This is a genomic window from Acetobacter sp. AAB5 (genome assembly GCF_050106715.1).
In the GTDB taxonomy this organism is placed as follows: domain Bacteria; phylum Pseudomonadota; class Alphaproteobacteria; order Acetobacterales; family Acetobacteraceae; genus Acetobacter; species Acetobacter oryzifermentans.
The window spans coordinates 17,134-29,109 of the sequence record NZ_JBNIEW010000004.1 but is presented as its reverse complement, the minus strand read 5'-3'; the positions used below and the strand labels follow the sequence as shown (position 1 = coordinate 29,109).

Sequence of the window (11,976 nt, the reverse complement as noted above, 5' to 3'; positions counted from 1 at the left end):
AGGTGTCAGGAAGGTGCGGTGAAGATTTGGTGTACCACCTTGTTCACGCTTTCCTGCCATTGCGGCATTTGAATACCAAATACGTGCGTGAGTTTGCTGTTATCCATGCGGGAATCAGCTGGGCGCTTGGCAGGGGTCGGCCAATCTTCTGTGCGAATGGCTGTAATGGTGGGTTTGGCTTGGCCATATTCAGCCGCTTTTTGCAGCGCGGCTTCGGCCAGACCATGCCACGTTGTCTCACCCGTGCCACAAGCATGGTAAATGCCTGCGTATTCATCTTTCCAGCCGGTTTTTTCAATAGTGGCCAGAATGGAAAGAATAGCCTGCGCCAGATCATCGGAACAGGTTGGGTTGCCGCGTTGATCCCCCACAACCTTCAAGGCTGGGTTTTTGGCGCCAACATTCAGCATTGTGCGCACAAAGTTTTTTCCGTGTGCTGAATAAACCCAAGAGGTGCGCAGAATAATGCTACGTGGATCAGCCGCCAGAATGCGTTGTTCACCTTCAGCTTTGGTGCTGCCGTAAACGGTCTGTGGAGAAACAGGGTCTGTTTCCACATAAGGTGCGCCTTTGTCTCCAGCAAAAACATAATCTGTGGAAACATGGATAAAAGGTATGCTGCGTTCTGCACACAGGCGGGCCAGCAGTTCTGGCCCCGTTGTATTGGCACGAGCTGCGGCTTCAGGTTCACTTTCTGCCAGATCAACAGCCGTCCATGCTGCGGCGTTTACCACAGCAACGGGTTTGATGGCGTCTAGCGTAGCCTTAAGTGTTTCAGGGCGGTCAAAATCAAAATCAGGACGGCCGACACAACGGATGCGCGGGCCACCAAGATTTACCAGAGATGTTGCCAGTTGGCCTTTTCCGCCAGTTACCAGAACAGGGCCGCCAGTTTCAGACAGAATGCTCATGCTTAGCCTTCTTTCCCTGCATACTGAAACCATCCCTTGGCCGCTGAAAACTCTGGGGCCAGCAAGTCTTTTTCAGACAATACGGCGTCCTCAGCCTTAACGGGCCACTCAATCCCGAGTTCCGCACTGTTCCAGATAACGGCGCGTTCAGATGCTTTGCTGTAAAGAGCCGTGCATTTGTATTGCACTTCTGCATTTTCAGTCAGGGTGCAAAAGCCGTGCAGAAAGCCAGGTGGAATCCAAAGCTGAGACCAATTTTCTTCCGAAAGTTCAGCCGCAACCCATTTGCCATAAGTAGGGGAGCCTGTGCGTGCATCTACGGCAACATCCCAAATGGCACCGCGGGTGCAACGTACCAGCTTGCCCTGTGCAAACGGATCAAGCTGGCAATGCAGGCCACGGATAACGCCTTTCTGGCGGGAGAGGCTCTGGTTATCCTGCACGAAAGGTTCCGTAATGCCTGCTTCGCGCATGCGTTCGATATTGTAGGTTTCTGAAAAAAACCCACGATTGTCACCAAAGCGTGGTGGCGTAATCAGAATAACATCGGGAATGGCAAGGCGTTCGGATTTCATGCGCGGGAAACTCCTGCGTTGCTATAGGGGAAAAGAAAAAGCAGGCCTTAGTGGCCTGCACCTTCAGACGAAGCTAGGTTGAACAACACCCGGCCCAGTTCTGTTTTACCCATGCGTTTGGCATGTTCTTTAAGATGATCGGCAGAAATATACCCCATACGGAAGGCCACTTCTGCAGGAGAACCGACAAGCATGCCCTGCCGTGCCTGAATGGTGTGCACAAACTGGCTGGCTTCTAGCAGGCTGTCGGGAATACCCGCATCCAACCAGGCGCAACCACGGCCCAGACGCTCAACTTGCAGGTTGCCTTCTTCCAGGTAAAAACGGTTGAGATCTGTAATTTCCAACTCACCACGTGCGGAAGGTTTTACCTTTTTGGCAAAATCCAGCACACGGTTATCATAGAAATACAGGCCAGTTACTGCCCAGTTTGAAGGTGGATTGGTGGGCTTTTCCACAATATCAAGCGCACGGTCTGTTTCATCAAAGGAAACAACCCCATAACGTTCGGGGTCACGTACCTGATAAGCAAAAACAGTAGCGCCTTGTGGGCGTGCTGCCGCTTTTTGTAGGGAAGCGCTAAGGTGATCAGCAAAGATGAGGTTATCACCCAGAGCCAATGCACAAGGTGCGTCTTGCAGCCAGTCTTCAGCAATCAGGAAGGCCTGCGGAATACCATCTGGTGAAGGCTGGACACGGTATTCAAAGTTTACACCAAACTGAGAGCCATCCCCTAGCAGGCGCTTAAACTGCGGCAGATCCAGCGGGGTGCTGATGATCATGATATCCTTGATACCTGCCAGCATAAGCGTGGAAAGCGGATAATAGACCATTGGTTTATCATAAACTGGCAGCAACTGTTTGCTGGCTGCCAGTGTCATGGGGTAAAGCCGCGTGCCAGATCCGCCAGCCAGCAGAATGCCCTTCATGGGGGTAGGAGTAGCAGGTTTTTGAATCATGGAGCAGTGGTTCCCAGTCTCTGGCCAGTATAGCGGCGGGCGCGAATGCTTTCCCACCACGCGCGGTTGTCCAGATACCACTGGACAGTGCGGCGGATGCCGGTTTCAAAATTATGCTTGGCTTTCCAGCCCAACGCCTTTTCAGCGTGGGAAGGATCAATTTCGTAACGGAAATCATGGCCGGGGCGATCTGTTACATAACGGATCAGCCGTTCATGTGGGCCTGCGGCATCTGGAGAGAGTTCATCCAGAATGCGGCAGATTGTCTGCACAACTTCCAGATTGGTGCGCGGCTGGCGGGCACCAATAGCGTAGGTTTCACCAGGTTTGCCCGTTTCAACGGCTTTCACCAGGGCTTCTGCGTGGTCTTCCACAAACAGCCAGTCACGCACATTATCACCCTTGCCATATACGGGCAGTTCTTTGCCCTCAATGGCGTTGATGGTGATAAGCGGGATCAGTTTTTCAGGGAAATGCCAGATGCCGTAGTTATTTGTCGTGTTGGTGACAAACGTGGGCAGCCCGAAGGTATGATACCAAGCCCGAACCAGATGATCGGAAGATGCCTTGCTGGCCGAATACGGGCTGCGCGGATCATACGGCGTTGTTTCGGTAAACGGCGGATCATTGGGGCCGAGTGCACCAAAAACTTCATCCGTGGAGATATGATGAAAGCGGAAGGCTTCTTGCGCTTCCTTATCCAGAGTCATCCAGTATTTGCGGGCGGCCTCCAGCATGGAGTATGTGCCCACCACATTTGTCTGGATAAAGACGCCCGGCCCATCAATGGAGCGATCAACATGGCTTTCCGCCGCCAGATGCATAACTGCATCTGGTTTAAAACTGTTGAACAGCTTTTCCAGCGCAGGTGTATCTGTGATGTTGGTCTGTGAGAACGTATAGCGTTCGCTCTCTGGGGCGTCTTCAACTGTCTCAGGAGAAGCTGCATAAGTCATGCAGTCAACATTCAGGACAGAATGTGAGGTATTGTGTATGATGTGGCGAATAACGGCAGACCCGATAAACCCACAACCACCGGTTAATAAGATGCGCATGCTATGTCGTTCTTCAAGACCAGAATGATATAATTGCCTGATAACAGCTTATCAGTCATATGGGAGAAGAAAGCAATTCTCCAGCATTCTTACGTTTTTTCTATGCAAATCTGGATAGAGAAGGATATCTCACCCGTTAGACAAAAATATACACAGTCTAATTGAGGTAGAACTTCTATAAATGAGGGTGTTTTTAATTCAATGACAGGAACCCGCCAAACAGATCCAATGCAGTGGGTGCATATGGTTCCGGAACTGGCATTTCTGGCTGATTCCTCTCCTGTTATTGGAAAACCAGAGCAATCAAATCCGTTTGTTTGTGAGCAACATAACGGAGTATGGACGCCGGTTTTTGGGAAACTGTTTCTGGAAAATAAAGAACAATTTTCTTTTTATGGGCGCATGGCGCTGGAACTGGCTTTTCTGCTGAATAGCCTGCCCGCGCATGATGTGAAGAAATATTTAAATCGCATTTGGGTGGCCTGCGCCCGCAGTGCAGCGCGGTGGTGGAAGGTTTTTGGTGGGGCTGTAGAAAACTGCCCGGAAACATGGGTGGAAGCGCTAGCAGCAGATAGGCTGCCTGATATGGAATGGTTGCAGCAGCTATGCCAACAGCAGTTATCTTCTGTATTTCAGGTAGGAAACGATCCGCAGGTTTTTTCTGGTCAAACTGAAAAAGATGATGATTTTTGCCAGTGGGTGCAGCGTGTCTGGCCCTACCTCGGATCTTCTGATGTGCTTATGGCAGAAGGTGGGGATGAAAGACTCGGCCTTGATCCTCAAACCCATCAGAATCGTTATGGCTGCACCTATAGCCCTTCTGTAACAGGTGGGCAGTATTCTTCTTCCACGGCATCATCGCCGTCCCTGCATGCATTTAATGCTGTGGAAAAATGTCGGCTGGAGCTGGTGCGGGAGATGCTTGTGCAGCCCCCAGAAGTGCCATTGCTTGCGCTTGAAGCAGATACCAAGGCCTTTTTGGCGCAATACTACGGCGTTGAAAAACCAGATAACTGTATTTTAGCGCCATCAGGTACGGATTCCGTGCTGGCTGCGCTGGCTCTTTCTTTGGTTGTTAATCCTGCCGTAGGTGTGGTTTTGGCAGGTGTAGAAGAAACCGGCAGCGGTGTGCCATTGGCAACGCAGGGGCGGCATTTTGCCAGCACAACTGCATTGGGTTTCCGTGTTCGCAAAAGCGAGAAGATAGCTGGGTTTCCAGCAGGCACACAGTTGGTAACAGCCCCATTGCGCACCGAAAATGGGGAGCTGAATTCTCGGCAAAATATTTTCCATATTTGTCAGCAGCAGATTCATAAAGCCATACAGGCCGGGCAACGTGTGCTGCTTTATTTGCTGGATACCTCTAAAACGGGCCAGCTTGTTCCCGATATGCAGGTGGTGCAGGCGCTTTGCCATACATATCCGGGCCAGATTGATGTTGTGGTGGATGCTTGCCAAGCGCGCCTGATGCCTGAGCGTATCACGGCCTATTTGCAGCACGGCTGGGCTGTCATGGTTACGGGTTCCAAATTTTATACAGGCCCGGCGTTTTGTGGGGCGCTGTTATTGCCAGAAACGTGGCGGCAACGGCTGGATCATGCTGTGTTGCCATCAGGGCTGGTGGCCTATTTTAATCAGGCGGAATGGCCCGCCTGTAAGGCAACGGCTTCTTTAAACAATGGGTTTAATTTGGGGCTATTGCTGCGCTGGGTTGGCGCATGTGCGGAAATCAAACGTTTTTCTGATGTGCCTGCCGCAGAAAAAATCCATCGCTTGGGGCAGTTGCTGGGTGGAATACGCCATATTCTGGAGCAGGATCAGACAATAGAGCTATTGCCAGATACCTTTGCAAAGCGGAGCGCTCTGCCCGATGCGTGGGATCAACAGCAAACCATTTTTTCTTTTCTGATCAATGGTGGGGGCAATAGTGGCATGACTCCCGTTTTAAACCTTGAGGAATGTCGCCAGCTACATGTGTGGTTAAAGCAGGATATCTCTGGCTATCTGCCATTTGGCTGTCCAGATTCTGTGTATCAGATTATGGCCAGAAATTATCAGCTAGGGCAGCCTGTTGCCGTGCCTTATGCACAGGTGCGCGGGCAAATGGCTGGTGCTTTAAGAATTTCTGTTAGTGCCCGCCATATTTCTGGGTCAGATATGCCTACAGGTATGGCGTATCAAACGTATGTGGGTCAGGAGATACAAAATGTTCAATATGTCATGGAAAAGATTTCCCTGATCCTGCGCTATTGGCCATTTTTGCAGAAAGCGGAGGAAAAGGCGGCTTCTGCGCAGTCTGAAAACGTGGTGGATGTTGAGGCGGAAGCATTGCTTCCTGTTGCATTGTAGGGGGCGCCATTTCGGCTCTTGCGTCACAAGTTAGCTGGCCGCACAACACACTTTATGAACGAAATAAGAGACCTTCCCAAAGTTTTACCCTCATCTCAGGATCATTTTCTGGATGGCCCCAAATTGGCACCGGGTATTACGCGCTTCTGGCTGATCCGTCACGCATTGGTGGAAGAAAATGCCCGCATGTGCATGTACGGCGCAATGGATGTGCCTTTGTGCCCCGATAGCCTTATTGCGCAACGCCCTATGTATCGGGCCTTGGCAGAACGCCTGCCTAAGCCAGCACATTGGCTTGTAAGCCCGTTATCTCGCACACAGCGCACAGCGCAGGCCGTGCAGGAAGCTGGCTATGGCCCCGCCAAGCTGACAGTAGAGCCAGATCTGATTGAACAGAATCTGGGCTCATGGCAGGGCCTGCCTTATGAGGAACTGCCCCAGTATCTTAATCTTGCACCGCATCCGTTCTGGGCCGTTGGGGCAACGGAATGCCCGCCGGAGGGTGAAAGCATGATTGATGTCTGCGCGCGCGTGGGCCGCTTGCTGGACAGGCTGGCAGAAAAATATGCGCAGCAGGATATTATAGCGGTAACACATGGTGGCGTAGTGCGTGCGGCATTGGCCCATGCCCTGCGCATTCATGCGGAAACAGCACTTCATTTTTCCGTGCAGAATCTGGCGCTAACCATTCTGGAACGTTTGGACGTGGGCTGGCGCGTTGTAACTGTAAATGAATTGCCCGGCGTATAAGCCGGGCCCAGCCAAAATTACTACGGAAAAGCCAGCCATGCCGGGTTTACGTGGCGGTTTAACTTCCTATGTTTTGTGTATGCGCCATTACGGTGTGGCCATTTCTTCCTGAAGGGTTGTCGTGCATGTCTTCTTCCTCTCAGCATCCGGGTGCTCTCGCCGTTACGGACCAGCTGTTTTTTCATCGCCCAGATGCACAACTGCATAAAGATGATGCGGAAAAGCTGACAAAAACGGCATTGGCCGGAATGGAGGATGGTGAACTTTTTCTGGAATACAGAGAAAGTGAAGGCATTGCATTGGATGATGGCGTTATCCGTTCGGCATCCTTTAATACCAGCAGCGGATTCGGCCTGCGCGCCGTATTGGGGGAAGAAACGGGTTTTGCCCATTCGGATGAACTCAGCCGCTCTTCCTTGTTGCGTGCTGTAGATGCCGTAAGCGCTGTGCGTGCCGGACGCTCAGGCCAGATGGCAGCACCGCCACGGGCCACCAACCAGCGGCTTTACACAGATGCCAACCCGCTGGGTGATAGCGATTTTGCAACGCGTTCTGGCCTGCTTTCAAAAATAGATGCCTATGCGCGGGGCAAAGATAGCCGTGTGGTGCAGGTTATGGCCTCCCTTTCGGGGGAATGGCAGGCTGTGCAGATCATGCGGGCCGATGGCACACGTGCGGCAGATTTGCGCCCCTTGGTGCGGCTGAATGTCTCTGTTGTGGTGGAACATGATGGCAAGCGTGAAAGCGGAAGTTACGGGCTGGGTGGCCGGTATGAGATCAACCGCTTGCTGAATGAAGAAACATGGCAGGGCGCTGTGGATGAAGCGTTGCGGCAGGCATTGGTTGCATTAGAAGCACAACCCGCACCAGCAGGTGCCATGGAGGTTGTGTTAGGCGCAGGTTGGCCCGGCATTTTGCTGCATGAGGCCGTTGGGCACGGGTTGGAAGGTGATTTCAACCGCAAAGGTACATCCGTATTTGCTGGGCGCATCGGTAAGCGTGTTGCTTCTCCCGGTGTTACGGTTGTGGATGATGGATCTCTACCCGATCGGCGCGGCAGCCTGACTATTGATGATGAAGGCACGCCCACAGGCCGCACGGTGTTGATTGAAGACGGTATTTTGCAGGGCTACCTGCAGGATAGGCTGAATGCACGCCTTATGGGCATGGCACCTACAGGAAATGGGCGTCGCCAGTCATACGCGCATATGCCTTTGCCGCGCATGACCAACACCATCATGCAGCCCGGCTCTTCTACAACGGAGGAAATGATCTCCTCCGTGAAGCGTGGCTTGTACGCGGTGCACTTTGGGGGCGGGCAGGTGGATATCACCTCAGGCAAGTTTGTGTTTGCCGCATCTGAAGCTTATCTGATCGAAAATGGTCGCGTAACGGCGCCTGTAAAAGGTGCTACCCTGATTGGAAGCGGGGCGGAGGCCATGACACAGGTTTCCATGATTGGCGGCAATCTGGAGCTAGACCCCGGTATTGGCACCTGCGGTAAAGCCGGGCAAGGCGTGCCGGTTGGGGTGGGCCAGCCTGCCCTTAAAATGACCGGCCTGACCGTAGGCGGCACAGCTTAAGGCTTTTTTCAGCCAAATGCTGTTGGGCTGAGTGTTTCTGTTCTCTGCTCTCTCATGCTAGAGCGTCTGTCTGCTGGTTCTGCCCTGCAGACAGGGGCCGGAGAGAAGGGACAGGATAAATGGTCGAGAACGGGTTTAAGAGTTCTTTCATGCGGGAGGCCGCTGCACGCGGCTTTATTTTCCAGTGCACGGATGCCGATGCGCTGGATGCGCTGATGGCAGAAAAATCCGTGGCGGCCTATATCGGGTTTGATCCTACGGCAGATAGTCTGCACGTTGGCAGCCTTATCCAGATTATGATGTTGCGGCTGTTGCAAAAACACGGCCACCGGCCAATAGCGCTGGTGGGTGGCGGCACAGCCCGTATTGGTGATCCATCCTTCCGGGAAGAAGCCCGGAGGTTGATGACGGAAGATATCATTCAGACCAATCTGGCCGGCATTGAAGGTTGCTTGCGCCAGTTCCTCACCTTTGGTTCTGGTGCATCAGAAGCAGCGCTTGTGAACAATGCAGATTGGCTGGACAAGCTGGCCTATATTGACTTGCTGCGTGATGTGGGGGTGCATTTTTCCATCAATCGCATGTTGGCGTTTGATTCCGTAAAAAATCGCCTTGAGCGCGAGCAGGGGCTGACATTTCTGGAATTCAACTATTCCATTCTTCAGTCTTACGATTTCCGTGAACTGAACCGCCGCATGGATGTGGTGTTGCAGCTTGGCGGGTCAGACCAATGGGGCAACATTATTTCTGGTGTGGAACTGGTGCGCCGCACAGACCAGAAAAGCGTTATGGGGCTAACTACACCGCTGCTTACAACGGCATCTGGCGCCAAAATGGGCAAGACAGCCAACGGTGCCGTGTGGCTTTCTGAAAAACGTTTGCCAGTGTTTGATTACTGGCAGTTCTGGCGCAACACGGAAGATGCAGATGTAGGCCGTTTTCTGCGTCTGTTTACCGAACTGCCGCTTGAAGAATGTGCACGTCTGGAAGCCCTGCAAGGCGCGGAAATTAACGAAGCCAAGAAAGTTCTGGCAACAGAAGCAACGGCTCTATGCCATGGGCGCAGCGCGGCTTTGGCTGCGGCAGAAGCTGCCCGCCAGACGTTTGAAGAAGGCCGCGTAGCTGCGGCAGATCTGCCGGTGCATGAAGTGGCAGAGGCCGATATGGCCGCAGGTATTCCAGTTTTTCGCCTGTTTGCAGAAGCAGGGTTGGTTAAAACAAATGGGGAAGCTCGGCGTTTGGTACGAGGTGGCGGGGCGCGCCTTAATAATGATGTGATACAAGATGAAAATAGGCTGATTACACAGCAGGATATGGTGGATGGAGCCATCAAACTTTCTGCTGGCAAAAAACATCATGTTCTGGTCAAGGTTGGGGGTCCAGCCTGATAGACCGAGTAAGGAGGCTACCGTGAAAAAACTGGCGTTAAAACTGTCTGCTTTGGGGCTGTTGTGCAGCCTAAGCGCATGCGGTGGCCCCTATTATGGTGATGGCGGCCTGTATTATCCTTACGGATATTCGGGCTATGGCCCTGTATATGATGATTATTATGGTTATGGCCGTTGGGGCGGTGGTGGCCGCGGCCCGCGGCCACGCCCAGGTTTTGGCCCCGGTGGCCGACCCGGTGGGCATGGTGGCCCCGGTGGCTTTGGCCCTGGCCCACGCCCAGGCGGTGGTGGCGGTGGTCGCCCACCAGGTGGTGGCCCTGGCGGCCCCGGAGGCGGCGGTCGTCCCGGTGGTGGTGGTCCGGGTGGTCATGGCGGTCCCGGTGGCGGTGGTGGCCCTGGTGGTCACAGATAATCTTGCCAAGGCAGCATTTTTCAAAGTTTGAAGGTGCTGCCTTTTTACTGGAAACAGTTTTTTGCTTACCTAATCAGTTCTGAACAGATGGGTTTTATTGTTTCTCTGCGCAGGAGCTGATGGCGTGCTGTACCCTAAAAAAATTGCCTACGTTATTAACTCGCTAGAAGGTGGTGGCACGGGCGCTATGGTGCCTTCCATTACGGGTTTTTTTCGTGCGCGTGGGTGTGATGTTGGCGTTTTTGTGCTGACCCCGCGGGATAAACGGGCAGAGCCAGCGCTCCAAGCTGCGGGGCTGGATATACACATTAGAGAAGGTGGAGAAAGCGATCACCTTCAGGCATATTTATGGCTACGCCGTAAACTGGCTGCGTGGCAGCCCACCCAGATTTGGACGTCTTTAACACGCTCTACTTTGATCGGGCAGCAAGTTGGGCGCCGCTTGCGCGTGCCGGTTATCAGTTGGCAACACAATGCGTTTTTGAAACCGGGAAATATTCGTCTTTTACGGGCAGCCAAATCGCTTTCAAAATTGTGGGTATGTGATTCGGAATGCGTGGCAGAGATTACGCGCGCACGCCTTAAACTTCCGGCAAATAAAGTCATGTCTTGGCCGGTTTTTCAGGCTTCGCCGGATATTCAGCCGGCACAGCCTTGGACGCAGGGAGAGGTGATTCGTGCAGGCTCACTTGGGCGGCTGCATGTTGCCAAAGGTTACGATATTCTCTGCGCAGCTCTTAAGCGCCTTCAGGCCTATACATCCTTGCCTGCGTTTGAAGTGACTGTTGCAGGAGAAGGGCAGGAGCGGGTTCATCTTGAGCAGATGGCACAAGAATTAAAGCTCACGAATATTCGTTTTTCAGGCTTTGCATCTTCATCGCAGGATTTTCTATACACCCAGCATCTTTATCTTCAGCCATCTCGGCGCGAAGGATTCTGTATCGCCATGCATGAGGCCATGCAGGCAGGCTTGCCTGTTATTGGCAGTGATGTGGGAGAGATGGATCGGTCTATTATAGAAAATGTAACCGGGTGGAAGGTGCCGCCAGAAAACCCGATTATGTTGGCCGATACATTGGCGGCAGTTCTTGCGCAGCCAGAGCGGCTTGCTGAGGTTGGTCAGAACGCAAGGCAATTTGTGCTGGAAAAGTTCAGTAAAGAGAAGTTTTTTGAAAATGGAGATGCCATTTTCCGGCATCTGGCAAGGCAGATTTAAGGTGGTAAGGGCAGCCACCTTAAAGGCGAACATATTCCTGTTTTGCACAACGCAGCACAGAAACAGCGATTCTTATAAAATATAAGGGAGAGACTGGTGCTGCTGGACAGGATTGAACTGTCGACCTCTCCCTTACCAAGGGAGTGCTCTACCACTGAGCTACAGCAGCTTAGTCTGCGGGCGTTCTAGCTGTTCGCGCGGAACGCCGCAAGACCAGATACGGTAAAAAAGACGAAAAAATTAATCGTCGCGGTGGGTTTTTTCCATGCGCTCGTGCTGTTCCTGCGCTTCAATGGAAAGTGTGGCAATGGGGCGTGCTTCCAGCCGTTTCAGGCCAATGGGCTCACCCGTTTCTTCACAGTAACCATATGTGCCGTTTTCAACCCGCTGCAAAGCAAGGTTGATCTTGCCAATCAGCTTGCGGGCACGGTCTCGCGTACGCAGTTCCAGTGCACGGTCTGTTTCCACACTGGCACGGTCAGTAATGTCAGCTTCATGGATGCCGCCTTCAGAAAGGCTGGCAAGCGTATCTCCTGCTTCTTTAAGAAGGTCGGCGCGCCATTTAAGCAATTTCTGCCGGAAGTACTCCGTCTGAAGGGGATTCATGAACTCTTCATCTTCAGAGGGGCGATAATCTGGCGGTAAGGTAATCATGTCTGTCGTCAGCCTTTGCAATGACAGGCAGCCTGCCTTGAAAGAATGACGCGGCTTATAGCGGCATCCCGCTCACCCGCCAACAATTTTATGGGGCTAAAACGCAGAAAAGCGACAAAGGATA

The 11,976-nt window shown here is 52.6% G+C and carries 11 protein-coding genes and 1 tRNA gene; 6 read left to right on the top strand and 6 right to left on the bottom strand.

Annotated elements, in window-relative coordinates:
- Positions 1-5: 5 nt before the first annotated feature.
- Genes rfbD through rfbB form a run of 4 tightly spaced genes read right to left on the bottom strand, consistent with a single transcriptional unit; the run spans position 6 to position 3,500 of the window.
- Positions 6-911 (bottom strand): dTDP-4-dehydrorhamnose reductase, encoded by a 906-nt coding sequence (gene rfbD, locus ACP7IZ_RS05995; protein ID WP_426848267.1) that lies wholly within the window; start codon positions 909-911, stop codon positions 6-8.
- A 2-nt stretch (positions 912-913) separates the two neighbouring features.
- The gene (gene rfbC / locus ACP7IZ_RS05990) at positions 914-1,486 is read right to left on the bottom strand and encodes a dTDP-4-dehydrorhamnose 3,5-epimerase (RefSeq protein WP_426848266.1); all 573 of its coding nucleotides are present in this window, start codon (positions 1,484-1,486) and stop codon (positions 914-916) included.
- Between the two features lie 47 nt (positions 1,487-1,533).
- On the bottom strand, positions 1,534-2,445 hold the full coding sequence (gene rfbA / locus ACP7IZ_RS05985) for a glucose-1-phosphate thymidylyltransferase RfbA (RefSeq protein ID WP_035353063.1): 912 nt from the start codon (positions 2,443-2,445) through the stop codon (positions 1,534-1,536).
- Entirely contained in the window at positions 2,442-3,500 is a 1,059-nt protein-coding gene (gene rfbB, locus ACP7IZ_RS05980) for a dTDP-glucose 4,6-dehydratase (protein WP_426848265.1), read from the bottom strand. Before rfbB ends, rfbA begins: the two co-directional genes overlap by 4 nt.
- 201 nt (positions 3,501-3,701) lie before the next feature.
- Between rfbB and ACP7IZ_RS05975 the strand changes: the two genes are divergently transcribed.
- From ACP7IZ_RS05975 to ACP7IZ_RS05950, 6 genes are all read left to right on the top strand, one after another.
- Entirely contained in the window at positions 3,702-5,849 is a 2,148-nt protein-coding gene (locus ACP7IZ_RS05975; protein WP_426848264.1) for a GMP reductase, read from the top strand.
- Between the two features lie 54 nt (positions 5,850-5,903).
- Positions 5,904-6,599 carry a histidine phosphatase family protein gene (locus tag ACP7IZ_RS05970; RefSeq protein WP_035353066.1) on the top strand — a complete coding sequence of 232 codons (696 nt, stop codon included), beginning with the start codon at positions 5,904-5,906 and terminating at the stop codon, positions 6,597-6,599.
- A gap of 125 nt (positions 6,600-6,724) precedes the next feature.
- Entirely contained in the window at positions 6,725-8,182 is a 1,458-nt protein-coding gene (gene tldD, locus ACP7IZ_RS05965; RefSeq protein WP_160256650.1) for a metalloprotease TldD, read from the top strand.
- 119 nt (positions 8,183-8,301) lie between these two features.
- Entirely contained in the window at positions 8,302-9,570 is a 1,269-nt protein-coding gene (gene tyrS, locus ACP7IZ_RS05960) for a tyrosine--tRNA ligase (RefSeq protein ID WP_426848263.1), read from the top strand.
- A gap of 22 nt (positions 9,571-9,592) precedes the next feature.
- Positions 9,593-9,982 (top strand): hypothetical protein, encoded by a 390-nt coding sequence (locus ACP7IZ_RS05955; RefSeq protein WP_426848262.1) that lies wholly within the window; start codon positions 9,593-9,595, stop codon positions 9,980-9,982.
- Between the two features lie 124 nt (positions 9,983-10,106).
- The gene (locus tag ACP7IZ_RS05950; protein WP_426848261.1) at positions 10,107-11,198 is read left to right on the top strand and encodes a glycosyltransferase family 4 protein; all 1,092 of its coding nucleotides are present in this window, start codon (positions 10,107-10,109) and stop codon (positions 11,196-11,198) included.
- Positions 11,199-11,292: 94 nt separating this feature from the next.
- Here ACP7IZ_RS05950 and ACP7IZ_RS05945 read toward each other — a convergent pair.
- Positions 11,293-11,367, bottom strand: a tRNA-Thr gene (locus ACP7IZ_RS05945).
- Positions 11,368-11,438: 71 nt separating this feature from the next.
- Positions 11,439-11,852 (bottom strand): RNA polymerase-binding protein DksA, encoded by a 414-nt coding sequence (dksA, locus tag ACP7IZ_RS05940; protein WP_003626519.1) that lies wholly within the window; start codon positions 11,850-11,852, stop codon positions 11,439-11,441.
- Between the last annotated feature and the right edge of the window lie 124 nt (positions 11,853-11,976).

What these genes read in the sequence shown, in the direction of transcription:
- rfbD (WP_426848267.1), bottom strand. Translation starts at nt 911, where the DNA reads ATGAGCATTCTGTCTGAAACTGGCGGCCCTGTTCTGGTAACTGGCGGA.
- rfbC (WP_426848266.1), bottom strand. Translation starts at nt 1,486, where the DNA reads ATGAAATCCGAACGCCTTGCCATTCCCGATGTTATTCTGATTACGCCA.
- rfbA (WP_035353063.1), bottom strand. Translation starts at nt 2,445, where the DNA reads ATGATTCAAAAACCTGCTACTCCTACCCCCATGAAGGGCATTCTGCTG.
- rfbB (WP_426848265.1), bottom strand. Translation starts at nt 3,500, where the DNA reads ATGCGCATCTTATTAACCGGTGGTTGTGGGTTTATCGGGTCTGCCGTT.
- ACP7IZ_RS05975 (WP_426848264.1), top strand. Translation starts at nt 3,702, where the DNA reads ATGACAGGAACCCGCCAAACAGATCCAATGCAGTGGGTGCATATGGTT.
- ACP7IZ_RS05970 (WP_035353066.1), top strand. Translation starts at nt 5,904, where the DNA reads ATGAACGAAATAAGAGACCTTCCCAAAGTTTTACCCTCATCTCAGGAT.
- tldD (WP_160256650.1), top strand. Translation starts at nt 6,725, where the DNA reads ATGTCTTCTTCCTCTCAGCATCCGGGTGCTCTCGCCGTTACGGACCAG.
- tyrS (WP_426848263.1), top strand. Translation starts at nt 8,302, where the DNA reads ATGGTCGAGAACGGGTTTAAGAGTTCTTTCATGCGGGAGGCCGCTGCA.
- dksA (WP_003626519.1), bottom strand. Translation starts at nt 11,852, where the DNA reads ATGATTACCTTACCGCCAGATTATCGCCCCTCTGAAGATGAAGAGTTC.